General features: G+C 49.7%; 17 protein-coding genes. 8 read left to right on the forward strand and 9 right to left on the reverse strand.

Annotated features, from left to right (window positions below; genetic code table 11):
- Positions 1-13 precede the first annotated feature (13 nt).
- From FO440_RS23520 to FO440_RS23530, 3 genes are all read right to left on the reverse strand, one after another.
- A complete protein-coding gene (locus tag FO440_RS23520) occupies positions 14-3421 on the reverse strand; it encodes a SusC/RagA family TonB-linked outer membrane protein (protein ID WP_222104044.1) in 3408 nt (1135 codons plus the stop codon).
- Positions 3422-3594: 173 nt separating this feature from the next.
- Positions 3595-4560, reverse strand: a complete 966-nt coding sequence (locus FO440_RS23525; RefSeq protein ID WP_144250767.1) for a FecR family protein — start codon at positions 4558-4560, stop codon at positions 3595-3597.
- Between the two features lie 95 nt (positions 4561-4655).
- Entirely contained in the window at positions 4656-5213 is a 558-nt protein-coding gene (locus FO440_RS23530) for an RNA polymerase sigma-70 factor (RefSeq protein WP_144250768.1), read from the reverse strand.
- 604 nt (positions 5214-5817) lie between these two features.
- Between FO440_RS23530 and FO440_RS23535 the strand changes: the two genes are divergently transcribed.
- Both FO440_RS23535 and FO440_RS23540 read left to right on the forward strand, forming a co-directional pair.
- Positions 5818-6750, forward strand: a complete 933-nt coding sequence (locus FO440_RS23535) for an NAD-dependent epimerase/dehydratase family protein (protein ID WP_144250769.1) — start codon at positions 5818-5820, stop codon at positions 6748-6750.
- A 140-nt stretch (positions 6751-6890) separates the two neighbouring features.
- Entirely contained in the window at positions 6891-7079 is a 189-nt protein-coding gene (locus FO440_RS23540) for a hypothetical protein (RefSeq protein WP_144250770.1), read from the forward strand.
- Here the strand turns inward: FO440_RS23540 and FO440_RS23545 are convergent.
- The 3 genes from FO440_RS23545 to FO440_RS23555 all read right to left on the reverse strand — a co-directional run bounded on the left by FO440_RS23545 (position 7055) and on the right by FO440_RS23555 (position 8856).
- On the reverse strand, positions 7055-7891 hold the full coding sequence (locus FO440_RS23545) for a DUF808 family protein (RefSeq protein WP_144250771.1): 837 nt from the start codon (positions 7889-7891) through the stop codon (positions 7055-7057). The two genes, FO440_RS23540 and FO440_RS23545, sit on opposite strands and share 25 nt — an antisense overlap.
- 190 nt (positions 7892-8081) lie before the next feature.
- Complete coding sequence (locus tag FO440_RS23550) at positions 8082-8408, reverse strand: hypothetical protein (RefSeq protein WP_222104045.1); 327 nt, start codon at positions 8406-8408, stop codon at positions 8082-8084.
- 61 nt (positions 8409-8469) lie between these two features.
- Positions 8470-8856 (reverse strand): TraR/DksA family transcriptional regulator, encoded by a 387-nt coding sequence (locus FO440_RS23555; protein WP_144250773.1) that lies wholly within the window; start codon positions 8854-8856, stop codon positions 8470-8472.
- 123 nt (positions 8857-8979) lie between these two features.
- Here FO440_RS23555 and FO440_RS23560 point away from each other — a divergent pair, with 123 nt between their 5' ends.
- Positions 8980-9237, forward strand: coding sequence for a hypothetical protein (locus FO440_RS23560; RefSeq protein WP_144250774.1), 258 nt, complete (start codon positions 8980-8982; stop codon positions 9235-9237).
- Positions 9238-9313: 76 nt separating this feature from the next.
- On the opposite strand, the gene FO440_RS25020 is transcribed toward FO440_RS23560, so the two are convergent.
- Positions 9314-9436, reverse strand: a complete 123-nt coding sequence (locus FO440_RS25020; protein WP_262711513.1) for a hypothetical protein — start codon at positions 9434-9436, stop codon at positions 9314-9316.
- 493 nt (positions 9437-9929) lie between these two features.
- Between FO440_RS25020 and FO440_RS23565 the strand changes: the two genes are divergently transcribed.
- Both FO440_RS23565 and FO440_RS23570 read left to right on the forward strand, forming a co-directional pair.
- Positions 9930-10379: a LexA family protein gene (locus FO440_RS23565; protein ID WP_144250775.1), complete on the forward strand. Its 450-nt coding sequence runs from the start codon at positions 9930-9932 to the stop codon at positions 10377-10379.
- Positions 10363-11613 carry a Y-family DNA polymerase gene (locus FO440_RS23570; protein WP_144250776.1) on the forward strand — a complete coding sequence of 417 codons (1251 nt, stop codon included), beginning with the start codon at positions 10363-10365 and terminating at the stop codon, positions 11611-11613. The genes FO440_RS23565 and FO440_RS23570 overlap by 17 nt, the downstream gene beginning before the upstream one ends.
- Position 11614: 1 nt before the next feature.
- Here FO440_RS23570 and FO440_RS23575 read toward each other — a convergent pair whose 3' ends face one another.
- Entirely contained in the window at positions 11615-12592 is a 978-nt protein-coding gene (locus tag FO440_RS23575) for an alpha/beta fold hydrolase (RefSeq protein WP_144250777.1), read from the reverse strand.
- Between the two features lie 93 nt (positions 12593-12685).
- Here FO440_RS23575 and FO440_RS23580 point away from each other — a divergent pair, with 93 nt between their 5' ends.
- From FO440_RS23580 to FO440_RS23590, 3 genes are read left to right on the forward strand one after another with little or no spacing between them, the layout of a single operon-like run.
- On the forward strand, positions 12686-13285 hold the full coding sequence (locus tag FO440_RS23580; protein WP_144250778.1) for an SOS response-associated peptidase: 600 nt from the start codon (positions 12686-12688) through the stop codon (positions 13283-13285).
- Between the two features lie 47 nt (positions 13286-13332).
- Entirely contained in the window at positions 13333-13719 is a 387-nt protein-coding gene (locus FO440_RS23585) for a response regulator (protein WP_186292783.1), read from the forward strand.
- 57 nt (positions 13720-13776) lie between these two features.
- The gene (locus tag FO440_RS23590; protein WP_144250780.1) at positions 13777-14004 is read left to right on the forward strand and encodes a hypothetical protein; all 228 of its coding nucleotides are present in this window, start codon (positions 13777-13779) and stop codon (positions 14002-14004) included.
- Between the two features lie 44 nt (positions 14005-14048).
- Here FO440_RS23590 and FO440_RS23595 read toward each other — a convergent pair whose 3' ends face one another.
- The gene (locus tag FO440_RS23595; RefSeq protein WP_144250781.1) at positions 14049-17714 is read right to left on the reverse strand and encodes an ATP-binding protein; all 3666 of its coding nucleotides are present in this window, start codon (positions 17712-17714) and stop codon (positions 14049-14051) included.
- Between the last annotated feature and the right edge of the window lie 3 nt (positions 17715-17717).

The raw sequence follows: 17717 nt of genomic DNA on the forward strand, positions 1-17717 counted from the left end.
GTTTTAAACTGGTTTAAAAACTCGCGTTAACCCCGGCGGCGAATACCCGCGGAACCGGGTAACCGGTAAAGTCACGTCCCTGGTTCAAGCCATTTAAGCCGGCAAGGCCCGCTTCCGGGTTCATGCCTTCATAACCGGTGACGATAAAGGCGTTCTGCGCGGATACGTAAACGCGTAAGCTTTTAAAGTACTTGCTTTTTTGTACCGGCAGCGTATAACCAAATGTGATGTTCTTGGCGGCCAGGTAAGTACCTTGGAAGACCTGCCTGCTGGTAAAGTTCCTGAAATCAGCGGTCGTTCCGCTTCTTGTCCTGGGGTAGATCCCGTCACCCGGGTCAGCTTCCGAGCGCCACCTGTTGGCCACGCCTTTGCGCACATTGAAAACACCGTCCAGGTTCTCGGTCGACTGAAAGGCGTCATCGGCGATATCATTGCCTACGGTACCTGCCAGTACGATGCTCAGGTCGAAGTTTTTATAAGAGAAGGAGTTGGTGATCCCGTAAATGAAGGTTGGGTTAGGGTTACCGATCCAGGTACGGTCATAGCTGTCGATCTTACCGTCCGGGACACCATTGGGTCCGCTGACATCTTTGAAACGCGCGGTTCCGACCATAGCGGTAGCGTCATGCGGCTGGGTGTCAAACTCCTGCTGGGTCATATACACCCCGGTATTGATATAGCCATAGAATAAGCCGATCGGGTGGCCGACAGCGGTACGGTTATCGTCCCAGTACTCGCTGTAACCGCCGATAGGCGCGTTATTGGTGCCGAGTTGCTTGACGATGTTCCGGTCAAATGAAATGTTGAAATTGGTGTTCCATTTGAAGTTACCGGTGAGGTTCTTGGAGGCCACGGTAAACTCATGTCCCCAGAAATCAAAGCGGCCGATATTGGAAGTGATCGAGCTGAAGCCGGATTGTACCGGGATATCGATGCCGTAAAGCAACCCGTCGGTTTTCTTCCAGTAATAATCATAGGTAAAGGAAATACGGTGGTCGAGGAACTCCGCGTCCAGGCCGAGGTCATAACTGGTCGAGGTTTCCCAGGTCAGGTTATTATTGCCGATCCCGCTGAGCACCTTACCCGGTGTTACCTGGTTGCTGAACACATAGTTGCTGCTGTTCACGGAAGCCAGGTAGGTATAATCACCGATGTTATTGTTCCCTACTTTACCATAGCTGGCCCGTACTTTTAAGAAACTGATGGGCTTGATGTCCTTCAGGAAGCTTTCATCGGAAACGACCCAGCCCAAAGACAGGGACGGGAAATTACCATATTTGTTATTAGGCCCGAATTTGGACGACCCGTCACGGCGGAACGCGAACGATAACAGGTATTTACTGTCATAATTATAGTTAAACCGACCAAGGAATGATAATAACGACCATTGGTTCGCGTCCACGTTACCGATGCGGGTAGTGGCGGCATTGATCCAGGTGATGTTATCATCGGGGAACTGGCTGCCGTCGATCTCGCTGCTTTCGAACGAATATTTCTGGACGGTGTAACCTGCCAGGACATCGAAATTATGCTTGTCCGCGATCGTCTTTTGATAGTTCAGCGTGTTCTCACTCAACCAGGTCAGGAAATGGCTGGTGGAATAACTGCCCGAAGCAGGGTTCGGCGGCGCGCTGCCCAGGCCGCCCTGCGCGGTAGAAGGGGTGAACTCCCGGTTGATCATATCATTGGTATTCACATTGATGGTCGATTTGAATTTCAGGCCATCCACGATCTTCAGTTCCGCAAAGCCGTTGGCGATCACACGCGTCGCCTTGGTCTTGTTGGTAATCTGGGTGAGTACCAGGTAATAGTTCGGGTTCGGGAACATCCCCGGTTGTGAAAAGGAAGTAGGGTAGCTGCCGTCAGGATTTTTATAGTTCAGGGTAGGGTCCATCAGGTAAGCGTTCTCGATGATATTACGGCCGTTATCCAGTCCCGGTACGACCTGGTTATTGCCATACGAAGTTTCCAAATTGATGCCGAGGGTCAGGCGGTCGGATGCCGTGTAGGTGTTATTGGCCCTTGCGGTGAAACGCTGGTCGTAGGAATTGAGCATCACCCCGTCCTGGCGGTTATAATTGATATTGACCACGGACTTGAAATCCTTGTTACCCGCCGCGTAATTCAGATTGTAGTTTTGGGTAGGGGCGTTCCTGAGCAAAATGTTGAACCAGTTGGTTCCTTTCTGCCCGGCATACTGACTGGGGTTCTGGTAAATGGCCGGAACACCGCCCGTATAACCTTCATAGGTCGCCTCATCCTCGTAATACTCCTTTTTATATTCGGCGAACTCTTCCGGGTTCATCAGGTCGGGACGTCCCCTGGACGGCACGGATTGCACGCCGGTATAGGCGGTAAAGGTCAGGCTTTTCTGGCCGATCTTGGCTTGTTTGGTCGTCACCAGGATAACGCCGTTGGCGGCACGTGAACCATACAAAGAAGAGGCCGAGGCATCCTTCAGTACCGATATCGACTCGATCTCGTCAGGGCTCAGGGTTTGCAGCCCGCTTTCGGTCGGGAAGCCGTCGATCACGATCAGCGGGCTGTTACCGGCATTGATGGATGCCGCGCCCCGGATGCGGAAGGTCATTTCAGCCCCGGGCGTGCCCGAGTTCTCGTTGATCTGCACACCGGCCAGTTTGCCCTGCAGCTTTTGCCCTGCATTGGCTACCGGCAGGTCCTTGACCTCCGATTCATTGATCTGGCTGATCGCGCCGGTCACTTCGCGTTTGCTCTGCGTGCCATAACTGACAACGACCACCTCTTTCAGGTTGCTGGTCGCTGAAGCCAGGCTGACATTAATGGTCGTCCGGCCGTTCAGGGCGATCTCCTGTGTTTCAAAACCAAGATAGGAGAACACCAGCGTCGCTTTTACCGTATCCACCAGTTTCAGCAAATAATCGCCGTTGGCATCAGTGGTCGTGCCGACCGCGGTATTTTTTACCGTTACGTTAACGCCGGCCAGGTCTTCCCCTTTATCATTGGTTACCTTTCCTTTGATGGTAATGGTCGCGGCCTGGTTTTCCCTGCCGTCGAGCATCCGGATCTCCGGCTGTGCTTTTTCAACGATGATGATCTTGTTCTTCTTTTCAATATAGCCCAGGTCGGCAGCGGCAAAAATGCTTTCCAGGAGCGCGGCTACCGTTTGCTCCCCCTTACTGACACTGATGTGCTGGTACTTATTGATCAGGTTCTCATTATAGGTGAAGCGGATACTGGTACGGTTCTCAATATCCTTGAGTACTGATTTCAGGCTTTGATGATCCGCCTGCATATTTATTTTCGTTTTTTCTAAGATCTGCCCGGAGGAGTCGCTCGCCCAGATCAGCTGGGTGCCCGATACAACAAACAGGAACATATAGAAGGTAAGCTTCATGGTGCGTAAAATTAACGGCATGAGGAGGTTGGTATATTTTTCCATACCTTTGAATGTGGTTAAGTGAATAAAAATGTTTACTAACTCGCATTGATGATCAGTGAGTGATTGGCGTTACAGAACTGATTTTTCAATTGATACAGCCGGTATGATTTCAAGCTCATACCGGTTTTTTGTTGTGGTGGCGTGTAATTTTTTTAACTCATAGGTTTTGGTTTTTAAGGTTTGCTGATCGGGCTCAGCATGACGGCCTGCCCGTTGATGGTATAGGTTAATTTATTGGCATTGCAAATAGCGAACAGCAGGTCCTCCAGTTTATCCGTACTGTCGAACTCAGAACTGAACCGGATCTCCTTCATGTCATCCGCCGCGAAGGTGATCCTGATCTTATAATAGGATTCGAGCATCCCGGCGACATTACCCAGGGTCTCATCGTCAAATTTATATTTACCCTTCACCCAGCCGGAAAAGTCGTTCGCGTTGATATGGCGCCTTGAAATTTCCCCGTGGGCCTTTCCGATGCTCACCTGTTCATCCGGTAATAAAATGACATTGGCGGCGGTTTGCGGGTTGTTCAATGACCGCACGGATACCTTGCCGCGGCTGACAGTTACCTGTACACTGTTTAAGAACTTATAGGCCCTAACGTTAAAGGCCGTGCCCAGGACATTGATCTGGGTCCGTACCGCGTTGACGATAAAGGGCCGTTTGGGCTCATGCCGGATATCAAAGAAACCTTCCCCTTCCAGGAGTTCCACCTGCCTGGTCTTCGCGTTGAAGTTTTCCGGGTAGCGTAACCTGCTGCCGCCGCTGAGCACGATCGTTGAATTATCGCTCAGCGTAAGTTTCCTTTTTTCCCCTAAGGGTACATAAATTTCGGTATAGTTATCCGCGGCTTTGGGTACCTGCCTTTTAAGGAGCCAGCCCATGCCGATGCACAGCAGCAGGGAAGCCGCCGCCAGGAAAAGCCTGAACGGGGTAATAAGCCGCCGGGGCGGGGCGATCTGCTGATCGAGGGCATTTTTCAGCTCATCCCGGATGCTTTGCTTTTCAAACGGGTTCAATTGCAATTCACCGGTCTGCGCGAGCAGGTCAAACCAGGCCTCCAGTTTTTCTTTTTCTTCAGGTGTGCAGTTGCCGTTATGGTAACGGTCTAAAAGTTCCTTTGCTTCTTGATGGTTCATGATGGTGCTGCTAATGATAAGTCTCTATCCGGGCGCTCTGGTAGTAGGGGAAATTTGGAAAAAGATCTAAAGGGCTGTATTACAGCTGTAAAAAATTATTTTTCCGCGAGCTTTAACCGGAAATGCTTCAGGACATTGTTGATCTGTTTTTTTACGGTCTTGTCGGAGATCATCAGTTTTTCCGAGATCAGCTTATGGGAAAGCTGTTCCGTTCTGCTGAGTATGAATACTTCCTTCATTTTAGGCGGAAGTTTTTCCAGCTCCTGCTGGATGATCAGGTTTAACTCATCGGCTTCTACCTGCCCGGCAACCGAGGCGCATTCCTGCTCAAAAAATAAGCTGAGCGATTCCAGGTACTTGTTTTTATGGCTGTTGTTTTTGATATAGGTCAATCCTTTGTACCGGGCAGCCGTAAACAAATAAGCCTGTAAAGAGTTGATCGGGTGCAGGCTGCCCCTGCGGTACCAGAGGGAAACGAATACTTCCTGTACGATATCCTTGGCCTCGTCACGATCTTTTACCGCTTTGGCCACATAAGTAAAAAGCGGTTCCCAATAACGCTGATAGATCAGGTCAAATGCTTTTTTATCATCTTCTTTTAACAATTTCAGCAAATGTTGATCCGAACAAAGAATGTGATCTTTATCAAGCATAAATTATAGGTTAGTCTAGCTTTTCCTGCTCCGCTGCTATCAAAACATAATGGCTATGCGTTTGAAATAACGATGGGTCAGGAGGTATAATTGGTTTAATTTCCGGCACTGCCGGATCTGTTGACCGACAATGCCGCAATTACAAAATTAACAATTAGTTTATCCGAACTATCCTGAACTGTCTTACCCGGGGCGGATGCCGTGGAAATTCCTGTTTCCCGGCAATCCTGCAGTGGGTTTTCACAAAGCGAAAATAATCAGTCCCGGTGCCCTGTTAATTGTGAACCTTTAGTTCATAATTATAAGCGATCTCTTCAGGAGGTTTCATTAGTTTATTTGGTTTTAGTTCGTAAAAGTGTGCCGGCCAGCCGGCACACTTTTGAAATGGTCAATGTCTACACTTCTCATAAGGTAGTATCATAGGTTGGTAAAAAAGGTGCCGGATGTTCCGGTGCCTTTTATTCACAGATGGTACGCCCGGAGATCAGGATACTCAGGCGTTCTTTATCGTTTTTTCATACCGTTAAATGAAATCAGTTAAATAGTTAAAACGAAGCGTGCCTCCCGCCGGGTCGGGAGGCTTCTTTTTAAACTTTATTCTTTCATGAACAAGATCTTAGTCATTGGTGCCTGCGGGCAGATCGGTACCGAACTGGTTTCGGCTTTAAAAGCAAAACATGGTGATGAGGCGGTTCTTGCGGCGGATGTAAGGCTGCTGGATGATGTGCCATTCGCGCTTCGCCCTTATGTCAGGCTGAACGTCCTGGACAGGACGGAACTGCGCGGGCTGGCGCTGAAGGAAAAGATCGGAACGGTCTATCATTTGGTGGCCATGCTTTCGGCGACAGGGGAGAAGCAGCCGCTCGCGGCCTGGGACCTGAATATGCAGGGTTTGCTGAATGTGTTGGAGATCGCTAAATCCGACCGGATCAGGGTATTCTGGCCAAGCAGTATCGCGGTATTCGGGCCTGCGAGCCCGGTATCATTCTGTCCGCAGCATGCGGTCACCGAACCCGCGACCGTCTACGGGATCAGTAAGGTTGCCGGTGAGCTTTGGTGCAAGTATTACCATGACCAGTACGGGGTCGATGTCCGGAGCATCCGTTACCCGGGCCTGATCAGCTACACGGCACAGCCGGGCGGCGGCACCACGGATTACGCGGTGGATATTTTTCACCAGGCCCTGAAGCATAAACGTTACCAATGTTACCTAAAGTCCGATACGACCCTGCCAATGATGTATATGCCGGACGCGATCCGCGCGACACTCGAACTGATGGATGCCCCGGCGGACAGGCTGACGGTAAGGACAGGCTATAACCTGCATGCCTTAAGTTTTACGCCGGATGAACTGGCCCGCGAGATCCAATCCCATATCCCGGAATTTAAGATCACTTACCAGCCGGATTACCGGCAGCAGATCGCCGACAGCTGGCCCTCCAGCGTCAACGACCGTGACGCAAGGCTCGACTGGGGCTGGCAGCGGCAATTTGACCTTCACGCGATGGTGGCGGATATGCTGTCGCACCTGAAATAGGCGGGTATCCCGGTCGGATACATCAGGTTCAGGGCCTGTACCGTATTGATCAATGCCGTCCGCGTTCAAAGAACAGGCAGCAGACCGTTTCCAATGAGAAAATTTCATAAACCTAATGCAAGCTTGATTGTTAAATTGATATGAATTGGAATATACGACCCCTATATCCCTTAGTTGTGCTGCTGATCATTTTCGCCATGATCGCAAGCGACCAAAACCGGGACAAAGTGACGATGGGCAATGATACCGCCAGTATGCGTAAAGACGCTTCCACGATAGCAGATACCACAATAGTAATTGATCATCAATTGCGTTCGCCACGAAAGTAATGGCCTAGCCTTACTATAGCAAAGACCAGCAATCCGCCGATCAGGCCCAATAACAGTTCCATGATAAAAGACGGTAAATGGGGAAAAAGCTGAAGTAAGTGTTCCGCATGGTGCAGGAAGATCCCGCCGGCGACCAGGATCAGCGCTACGGTGCCCACGATCCCAAGCAGTTTGATCACGAGGGGCAAGGCTTTTACCAGTACATTGCCAAGCGCGAAAAGCAATCCTTTATTTTTTGAACTTTTGATCAGGGAGTAACCTGCGTCATCCATCCGGACGATCAGGGCCACGATACCGTAAACACCGATCGTTGCCAGTATTGCGACTAAAGCAACTGTAATGATCTGTACTAACAATGGCTCATCCAGTACGGTGCCCAGCGCGATAATAACGATCTCGATGGACAGGATAAAGTCGGTCGTGATGGCGGCCTTGACTTTTGCGCTTTCTTCCTTTACCTCAGGTGCTGTCCTGCCCTTGTGAAAAAAGAATTCGATGATCTTTTCGACCCCTTCATAAGCCAGGTAAAAGCCGCCCAGTACGAGGACGATCGGGATGATTGCCGGGAAGAAGGCATTGAGCAGTAAGGCGATGGGGACAATGATCAGTTTGTTCAGCAGCGAACCTTTCGTGATGGCCCATAGCACCGGCAACTCGCGGGAGGCGACAAAGCCGGTCGCCTTTTCCGCGTTGACCGCCAGGTCATCGCCCAGGATCCCGGTCGTTTTTGTTGCCGCGACTTTCGTTGTCACGGCTACGTCGTCCATTAAAGAAGCGATATCGTCGAGTACCGCGAAAAATCCTGATGCCATTTAAAACAAATTTATTGTTAAACCCTTAAATATAAACTTGTTTAATAACAGGGGTCAGTTAATTAGTTTTTTAGGCTAACCAGCAATGGTTAGCCTTTTTACAAGATGCAAAGCAGGATAACAACCAGGGTAAGCACGATCACGTAACAAGAAACCTCTATGCTGTTCCGCTTAAAAATAGCTTTGAAATTCAAATAATCGCTTCGTTCTGGTTTTGTTTCCATATCCGGTTGATCTGATTTGTTAAACAATACAGCGCTTCACTTAACGGCATTTTTACCTGGTTGATGATCGCTCCGTTTAGTAAGGTGATTTCCAGGTCCTCAAAAGTTATTCCGGGCAGGAAATCCGTATATTCAATTTCAAATCTGAAAAATTCCACTGTTTCACTTAACAGGTAAACCACTTCCATTAATCCGCGGCTTTCGGTCTGGAAATAAAAACTAAATTCAAATAAAGTGTTGCCGGACCTGAATGGTTTACTTAAGAATTCCTGTACTTGTTGTTCGGGAGTCATCGTCATCAATTGGTCAAGCAAACGTGAAGCCAATCAGCTTCTGTAAGAAGAAAGTTACAGATCACGATGCCTGTTTCAGTTTGGCTTCCATGCTCAGAGTGGTATGCGGCACGGCACGCAGGCGTTCCGCAGGAATGATCCGTCCCGTCTCCCGGCAGATCCCGTAGGTTTTATTATGGATGCGGATCAGCGCGGCTTCCAGTTGTTCGATAAACTTTTTTTGCCTTGCCGCCAGCTGGGTGTTTTGTTCCTTTTCATAAGTGGCCGAACCATCTTCCAGGGTTTTACCGGCGATGGCCGCGTCGTCACCGTTGCTGTTTGATGAACTTAACGCAGCCGTTAACTCACCCAGTTCCTCCCGGGCCATCCTTATCTTATCTTCTATTAGCAATTTAAATTCCTGCAGCTCAGGATCGCTGTAGCGTGTTTTTGTATTTTCGTTTTTCATGTTGCTTTCAACAATTAGTCACAGGAATGGTTTGTTCAGGTAGCGTTGCTTTTTATGCAGTTTTATCAAATAGTTTTTTGCAACTTTCACTGCAACCTCATAGCTTTATAAGAAAAACCAATCATGAGAAAACTACTTGCTATGCTAACCGTTGCCGCGTTAGCCTTCACGACAACATTTAAAAATGTTCAGGCATCACCGCTGGCTGTTGCCGTATTTCAGCAACATTTAAAGAAGGACGGTACACCTGACAAGCGCTTTAAGGAAAACAAAGCAACTAAAGGCCCGCTCAAGAAAGATGGAACACCTGATATGAGGTACAAGGCTAATAAGACTTCGGCATCTAAAACGACTACGGTCAAAAAGACCAAGAAATCTTAACATTCAATTATAGCAATGCCTGGTTTGGAAAGCCGGGCATTGCTATATAAGCATGATGTAATGCTGAATGTCGCGTCTAATCCTCTCTTACGTATACTTCGTCGTATATGGTAGGTTTACCGTCAAGTCCTGACCCGCTAAGTGTACCTACCGTATGAAGTTTGCCATCTTCCATCGTCAGCTTATAGTTAACTTTCATTGTTTCAAATCCTTTAAAGGATGCGTATTCGGTCAACTCTTCGTAATCACCATTGACCAGGGTATAGTGACCGCCAGCTACCGATACCGCTAATTTCTTATAATCGTAGTTCGGAATTTTTTGTTCTATGGTAACAACGAAAGTGGTAGGGGTGATTATTTTATGTTGAAATACATTTGAACTATCTCCAATGGAGATCTTGCCGTCGGGATATGTTACCTTTTGTGAAATGAGCTTCCAGGAACCGATGTGGCTGTACCCGAAGCCTGGGACGTTTTCTTTTTAGATTGTGCGAATACAGTTGTAGAAATACAGATGCATACCATGGCGAGTGGCAATAGGTTTAGTTTCATAAGGTTATATATTTGGTTAGGCTAAATATAATTAATATTCTATCAAATCAAACCACTGCCGCAGCTATTATAAAATATGCTGCGCCGGCTTTTTTTGTTGATAATAAAAATTACTAAAAATATTAGCATTTTAAAATTAATTGATAATTTTGAAGGCTATGCTGAGGATCAGGAAACAGTCGACGAAAAGGGATGTGCTGGGCTTTCGTTTGCCCGCGCAGACATTCGAGGAACCCGCGCTCGATATCTCCGACATTACGGTCATCGACCCGGATAATACGTATTATATGCGGATGGGCAGCGGCGCGATGCGGAGCTATCATATTTTGGAAGATCATATCCTGGTCATTGACCGCTCGTTGGCACCGGTGAGCGGCTGTATCGTGGTCTTTTTTCATGAAGGTGATTTTTATGTAAGGGAGTATTGCCCGGGCGGCGCGGTATTGCTGTTAAAAGCGGATACGCCCCGGGAGACGATCACCATTACGGCTGCACAGTGGGAATGCTGGGGCGTGGTCATGCTGACCTTGAACCCTTTGCTGCAGCCGGCACAAAAAACAGGGAGGTACGGCCGTGTTTGCGCATGTTGATATCAATAACTGCTATGTCAGCTGCGAAACGCTGTTCAACCCGGCGCTGCGCGGCCGTGTCGTTGTCGTGTTGTCTAACAATGATGGCTGTGTGATCGCGCGGAGCAATGAGGCCAAAGCGGCAGGGATCAGGATGGGCGACGCGGAATTTATCGTCCGCAAGCGGCTCAAAGAACTGAATGCCGTCATCTTCAGCAGCAATTACGCTTTTTATGCGGACATGAGCGCCCGTATGATGAACAACCTGGCCCGTTATACTTATCTGCTGATGGTGTACAGTATTGACGAGGCTTTCCTTGCGATGGGGAATTTGCCCGTGGACCTGGAAGCGCATGTGGCCATGATCAGCCGGAACGTGATGCGGGACACCGGGCTTTCGATAACTGTGGGCGTGGGGCCCACGATGGCACTCGCCAAACTGGCGAATAAAGCCGCCAAGAAATTAAAACGCAATTACCTTGTGCTCGACACCACCGCTAAAGTAAATGAGGTGGTCAAAGATTTTTTGATCGAAGACGTTTGGGGCATCGGGAAACAATATTATGAAATGCTGCGGGAAATGGGGGTCACGACCGCCGAAGATTTCCGGCAGCTGAAACCGGACCTGGTACGGCAGCGGATGACCGTACAGGGCTGGCGGTTGCAACAGGAGCTCTGGGGTAAGCCATGCAATGTGATCAAAGATGTAGCCGACCGCTCGAAGGGGATCGAAAGCAGTCAGAGTTTCAATAGTTACCAGACCGACCTGGAACAGCTGGAGGAAGCGGCGGCGATGCACGCGGCAACCATTGCATTTAAACTCCGGCAGCAAAACAGCATGGCGCTGCTGCTGACGGTTTACCTGCGGACAAACAAGCACAATATCAGCCATGACCAGCACTACCCGGTGATCACGGTCAAAGTACCTTTCGCATCGAACAGTACCCAAAATTTGACCAGGATCTGCGTACAGGCTTTGCGTGCGATTTATCAGCCCGGTTACAATTACCTGAAAACCGGCGTCCGTGCGACCGGCATTATCCCCGCCGGCGAGGTGCAATACAATTTATTCAGTAACTATGATAACAGCCGGCGGCAGGCGCTGAGCCATTTAATGGATGAGATCAACGCCCGCTACGGCCGCGGCGCACTGCGTGTGGCGGCGGAGGGTTATAAAAAATCCTGGAAGATGAAACAGGAATTTTTGAGTAAGCGGTACACTACGGACTGGCGGGACATCGTGGTAGCGCGTTAGATTATTGGCGTAAAAATTTTTTTAACGGGACGATAAAGCGGTCAAAGGCCTCGATCTGCGGCAGGTGTCCGACGCCGTCAATAATGACCAGTTGCGCGCCGGCGATTTGCTGCTGTGCCTGTCTGGCAAGTTTAGGATATTGTCCCATTTGCGCTTTAAGGGCCGGGTCTTTGACCAGGTCCCTGTTAATGGCCGTACGGTCCAGGCTGCCGATGATCAGCAGGGTAGGCGCTTTGACCAGGTTGAATTCGTAGACCACCGGTTGGGTAAAGATCATATCGGAAGTGAGCGCGTTGTCCATGGCCACTGTCGGGTACTGCGGGTCGCCGAACCAGGCAGTCTGCAGTTTGGCCCATTCGTCATATTCGGGCTTCCAGTTGCCGTGGTAATAATTTTCCTGCTGGTATTTTTTGGCGGCGGCAAAGTCGGTTTTCATTTCTTTTCGGTAACCGGAGTCGATTGGGGCGTAAGGCGCGACCCGTTTCCAGTCTTCGAGGCCGAGCGGGTCCAGTAATACCAGTTTACTGACCATCGCCGGGTACATCAGCGTGAAACGAACGGCGATCATCCCGCCCATGGAATGCCCGAGCAAATAAACTTTTTGAATATTTAACTGGTCTAGTAAGGATTTGGTGTTTTGTGCCAGTTGCTGAAAAGTGAACTGGTAGCCGGCGGGTTTGGACGATTTGCCGAAACCGACCTGGTCGGGCGCGATCACGCGGTAGCCTTCCCTGTTCAGCGCCCCGATGGTGGTTTTCCAGTAGGCGCCGTTAAAGTTTTTTCCATGGAGCAATATTACTGTCTTTCCATTTGGAGTTTGCGGCCGTAAATCCATATAGGCCATTTTTAGTTGCTGATGCTGGCTGTTCAGCTCCAGGTAGCTCACCGGGAAGGGGTAGGGATAGGTACTCAGCAGAATATCCTGCTGTGCCCTTGCCACCTGGCTAAAAAGGGCGAGTATAAAAATAAGGCGTTTCATACCCTTAAAAGGATCGAACGATTAAATCGTTTTAGTTAATAAATTAAATTAATTACTAAAATAATTAGTATTTTTGTGCGTTAAAAGGATCATATGTGCGGAAGAGTATTAATAGGAGAACAAAAAGATATCGTAATTACCGGCAGGGACGGACAGCAATTCAAACCGAAGCCCAATGCGGGCGGCAATCCGGGTTCGATGCTGACCGTTGTGACGGATGCGATGCCCGATAAGGTCCAACAGTATCGCTGGGGCTTACTGACAGCGGATGACGATAAGATACACGCCAGGCACAAGCATGCCAGGATCGAAAATATCCATACGGTCTGGCGCAGGCAATTGGGCAGGAAACACTGCGTGATCCGTATCCAGGCATTTTTTGAATATAACAAAGACCAGAAGAAATCTTACCGCGTTGAAAGGGCGGACGGGAAACCGTTTTATATCGCGGGCTTATGGGATATCTGGATGGACGTGGACACGAATGTTTTACTGCCGACCTGCCTGATGATCACCATGCCGCCGAACCGGGCGATGGGAGAGATCCATGACCGGATGCCGGCCATGCTGGAACGCTGTGATGTAAAGACCTGGCTGAACGGGAATTTGACGGGCCAGCAGCGGACGGCATTTTTGCAAAGTCATCCCTGTTTACCGGAAACATTAAAGATCACCGTGGAAAAAGAGTTTTAATGGTATGATTGTTGTCATTACCGGCACGAAAGCTAACACTTAATAGATTGCAAACGAAAACCCTCCTCGTGCTGGATGATGATGTACAATTTCATCGCATACTCACCTTAGCCAATAAACCCAACTTTTTCCATCATATCGATCACCACTACGAAGTCGACGCGCTGATTCGCTATCTTACTGCAAATCAGCAAAGTAAAGCTAATTTGCCCGATGTGATATTTGTGGACCTTTCCTTGCCGGTCAATGACGGCTGGAGTTTCCTGAATGCCTTTGAAGTCATCCGCAGTTCGCTCTGTAAACAGATCACCGTGTATATTTTAACGGCTTCTGTACGAAAAGCCGACCGTGAGCGCGCTTCAGGCTATACTTTTGTAAAACAATATATTTCTAAACCTTTCACGATGGATCAATTCAGGGAGATTGCAGCCTGATTTACCGTGATTTTATAAGTTACACAAACCTGGTGCAACTTTTATTGTTAGTTGAATATGAAACCGAACATAGAACCCTTTTATCCTTTACTTGTGCTGCTGATCGTATTCAGCATGATCGCCTGCGAACAAAACCGGAACAAAGCGACGATTGGCAAGGATACCGCCAACATGCATAAAGACGCTTCCACGATCCTGGATACCGCTAAGAGGGACATGGTTCAAAAGGATTCTGCCAAAGCCAGGCAGGCCAGGAACCCGGACTCCACAAACCATAGCAATTAAGCATGGACGGCGCAGAGGGCCGGGTTAACCAAACAGCAGCCCGCTCAGGCTATATTTAATGGTAAACTGAAGTAAAAAACAGAACCTGCACCACGCTCGCTTTCTACCCATATCTCCCCATTATGCCGGTGAATTATCTCCGCGCTGAGATACAAACCAATACCAAAACCCGCGATTTGCTGCGTATCGCCGGATTGCACCCGGTAGTAACGCTCAAACACTTTGTCCCTGTCCTGCGGTTTTAAACCCATACCTTCGTCTTTTACACTGACCTGCACGTGGCTGCCGATCACCTCGCATTTGATATAAATATCTTTACCTTTTGGCGAATATTTGACAGCGTTACTGATCAGGTTGGTGATAACCGAACCAATCTTATCATGATCCGCATGGACGATCACCGGATCGCAGGGTTGAAAATGGATCGTGTGGCTGCTAACCGTCAGTTCCGTTTCCTGTATGGCTTCATTTATCAGCTTCTCCAGGTCAAATTTACGCTTGTCAATGATCAGCTTAGCCGCTTCCAGCCGGGACACGTTGAGAAAGCCATTGATCATATTACTCATACGTTTGACCTGCACGCGCGCCTTTTCCATTGCCCCGGATAAGAAGGTATCTTCGCTGTTCTTCAATTTTAAATTGGCGACCTGCACAATAGCTGTTAAGGAGGTCAGCGGCGTTTTCAGCTCATGGCTCACCATCCCGATAAAATCATTTTTACGGAGATCGTCTTCTTTACTCTCCGTTATATCCAGGATCGTGCCGACCACTGAGATCACTTCGCCTGCACTGTTCAGCTCCACTTTCCCGGTAGAATTCAGCCATTTTCGCTTACTGCCATCGAAAGGTTGTATCTGGTAATCCTCACTGAAACTCCCCTTGTTCTCCACCGCCTGCATAATCGCCTGCGTAAAACGCTCCCGGTGTTCCGGTACGACCACACTCAGCGTCTTATCAAAAGATAAGACCTCATCCATGGGTATGGCGTGGATCTGCCGGGCTTTAGGGGACACTTCCAGCAGATCGCTGCCCCAGGTTGTTTTCCAGATCCCCATGCCCGAAGCATCCATGGCCAGGCGCAGTGTACTGCTTACTTTCTCCAGTTCCAGGCGGGCGTTTACCTGCTCGGTCACATCCGCCGCTACAGCGATCATCCCGTTGACTTGTTTCTTATCATCCACCAGCGCCTCCATCGTCAGGTTGAGATAGACCATTTCCTCTTGTCCGAACCTATGCAAAGTGACCGGCGTTTCTGAAGAAACAAAACGTTCACCTGTTTGAAATACAGCATCCATCACGCGGCGGAAACCCTGGTCTTCCAACTCCGGTATCGCTTCAAAAAGCGGTCGTTTGACCGTGACCTCTTTTGTGCGGCCCCAGTAAGCCAGCATCCGGCTATTGGCCAGTTCTACGATATGGTTCGGTCCGCGATAGATCGCCATCGCTACCGGCGCTTCGGTCAACAGGTTCCGCAGTTGTTCTTCCGCATGCCCGCGGGCCTTGCTGATATTGATCTGAGCGCGGACCTTCGTCAACAGTTCCGCCGCCGAAAATGGTTTCACTAAATAATCATCCGCGCCGGCCTCCAGGCCGTCGATCCGGGCTTCTTCCCCCGCACGGGCCGACAGAAAGATCACCGGCAGCCGGTAAGTATCTTCATCATTGCGGATCTGCTGTAATAATGCCTTGCCGTCCATCACCGGCATCATCACATCGCTCAACACCATTGAAGGTACATCTTGCCGGATCAGGTCCAAAGCTTCCGCACCGTTGACCGCCGTTTGAACCGTAAAGAAAGGTTCCAGTAAACGCTTCAGGTACGCCCGCATATCGGCATTGTCATCCACAATCAAAATACGCGTCTCTTTGTTGACGCTATTGTCTTCGCTGATCACCTGGTCATTTGCCGTGGCGGCAGCGGCCTCCTCCTGTAACAAACTGTAGGCCTCCCGGATAAACGGGGCCGCGGTAGCAGCAGTATCACCGGCTTTGCTGCCGGAAATTACATGCGCCTCAGGCAGGTGCACCTTGCCGGACGGTATTTTCACCGTGAACGTGCTGCCTTCTCCTGCTGTACTCTTTACATCAATTTCACCGCCATGCAGCTGTACCAATTCATTTACCAGCGACAAACCGATCCCGGTACCTTCATGGGTGCGTCCCGCCGAATTTTCCACCCGGTGAAAACGCTCGAACATATGCGGCAGTTCCTTTTCAGGGATACCCACACCGGTATCGCTCACTTCCAGCACGGCAAAATTGCCTTCCTGCCTCAGGCCAACGGTAATGCGGCCCATCAGCGTATATTTAAAAGCATTGGATAATAAATTCAGTACGATCTTTTCCCACATCTGCCGGTCAACGAAAAAAGAATGATCCGGCAGGTGACAATCCACCTCCAGTTCCATCCCGGCTTTTTCGATGATCGAGCGGAAACTGCTCGCCAGGTCAGCGGTCAGCTCACAAAGATCGAGCTGTTGGTAAACCGCCTGCACGCGCCCGGCTTCCACACGGCTATAGTCCAGCAGGTTATTCACCAGCTTTAACAAACGCATCGCGTTACGGTGGGTGGCTGCTACCTGTGTCTTTTTACTTTCGTCCAGTCCGCTTTGCAACAGATCCTCCAAAGGCCCGAGCATCAGTGTCAGCGGTGTCCTGAACTCATGGCTGACATTACTGAAAAAAGCCGTCTTCGAACGATCGATCTCCGCCAGGGCCTCGGCGCGCTTTTGTTCCTGCGCGTAGGCATAAACATTGGAAACCGCCGTATTATAGGTTCCGGCCAGCTGGTCGTAAAAATTATAATAAGCCGTGTCCAATGCCCGGCAAACACTGACACCCGCGATGATAAAGCCAAAAGGTTCGCTTTGGCCGGTGATCCTCACCGGCAGGATCATCGCCGTATGCGGGGCCTGATCATAGGGGCCGCTTTTAAATTCCCCAAACAGGGACTGTAATTCCTTAACCTCGATAATTTCGCCCGTATCGCTAACCTTTTGCAAAGGCCAGCGGTTATCACTCAGTTCAATGATCTCCGGTGCCAAAGCCGCCGAATCCATGCCTGAGGCGCTGATCAGCTTTGCCTGCTCCCCTGAACGTTCGTAGAAAAGCAGGAAAGGGATATCCAGTTGAAAACTATCATACTGGCTGCCGGTAAATTCCGCGATCTCCGCTACCGATTTGGACTTGCCGATCGCTGCACCCAGGTCGCGTAAGACCTGTGTACGTCTTCCGGCCAGCATTTTCTCCGTCGTTTCCGTGATCGGGTGAAATATCCCGCCCACGCCGCCGCTTTCATCCCGGATAGGGGCGAAAGAAAAGGTCATCCAGGCTTCTTCCAGGTAGCCGTAGCGTTCCAGGAACATGCGCTGGTCGGTAATATAAGTCCCTTCTCCCTGCTGCCCGCGGGTAAATTTATCGCCAACCACAGAAAGTGCCGATTCCCAGCAAACCCGGAAGTTCATGCCCATCGACCGCGGGTGCATTTCACCGCAGATCGGGCGGTAACTATCGTTATAGATCTGTATGGTTTCCGGTCCCCAGGCAATGAGGATCGGGAAGGTAGAAGACAGGCAAAGACTTACCGAAGTCCGCAAACTTTGTGGCCAGCTTTCTACCGGGCCAAGCGCGGTCTTTGACCAGTCCATCGACCGGATCAGTTTGCCCATTTCGCCACCGCCGGATAAGAATTGTTCGCTGCTTTCTGTCATGGT

The sequence above is a fragment of the Mucilaginibacter corticis genome (assembly GCF_007558865.1).
GTDB lineage: Bacteria > Bacteroidota > Bacteroidia > Sphingobacteriales > Sphingobacteriaceae > Mucilaginibacter > Mucilaginibacter corticis.

Excerpts from the sequence above, each read along its gene's own strand:
- FO440_RS23525 (WP_144250767.1), bottom strand. The coding sequence starts at position 4,560 with ATGAACCATCAAGAAGCAAAGGAACTTTTAGACCGTTACCATAACGGC.
- FO440_RS23555 (WP_144250773.1), bottom strand. The coding sequence starts at position 8,856 with ATGAAAAACGAAAATACAAAAACACGCTACAGCGATCCTGAGCTGCAG.
- FO440_RS23545 (WP_144250771.1), bottom strand. The coding sequence starts at position 7,891 with ATGGCATCAGGATTTTTCGCGGTACTCGACGATATCGCTTCTTTAATG.
- FO440_RS23540 (WP_144250770.1), top strand. The coding sequence starts at position 6,891 with ATGAATTGGAATATACGACCCCTATATCCCTTAGTTGTGCTGCTGATC.
- FO440_RS23590 (WP_144250780.1), top strand. The coding sequence starts at position 13,777 with ATGAAACCGAACATAGAACCCTTTTATCCTTTACTTGTGCTGCTGATC.
- FO440_RS23575 (WP_144250777.1), bottom strand. The coding sequence starts at position 12,592 with ATGAAACGCCTTATTTTTATACTCGCCCTTTTTAGCCAGGTGGCAAGG.
- FO440_RS23595 (WP_144250781.1), bottom strand. The coding sequence starts at position 17,714 with ATGACAGAAAGCAGCGAACAATTCTTATCCGGCGGTGGCGAAATGGGC.
- FO440_RS23550 (WP_222104045.1), bottom strand. The coding sequence starts at position 8,408 with ATGACTCCCGAACAACAAGTACAGGAATTCTTAAGTAAACCATTCAGG.
- FO440_RS23560 (WP_144250774.1), top strand. The coding sequence starts at position 8,980 with ATGAGAAAACTACTTGCTATGCTAACCGTTGCCGCGTTAGCCTTCACG.
- FO440_RS23530 (WP_144250768.1), bottom strand. The coding sequence starts at position 5,213 with ATGCTTGATAAAGATCACATTCTTTGTTCGGATCAACATTTGCTGAAA.
- FO440_RS23520 (WP_222104044.1), bottom strand. The coding sequence starts at position 3,421 with ATGGAAAAATATACCAACCTCCTCATGCCGTTAATTTTACGCACCATG.
- FO440_RS23580 (WP_144250778.1), top strand. The coding sequence starts at position 12,686 with ATGTGCGGAAGAGTATTAATAGGAGAACAAAAAGATATCGTAATTACC.
- FO440_RS23535 (WP_144250769.1), top strand. The coding sequence starts at position 5,818 with ATGAACAAGATCTTAGTCATTGGTGCCTGCGGGCAGATCGGTACCGAA.
- FO440_RS25020 (WP_262711513.1), bottom strand. The coding sequence starts at position 9,436 with ATGAAAGTTAACTATAAGCTGACGATGGAAGATGGCAAACTTCATACG.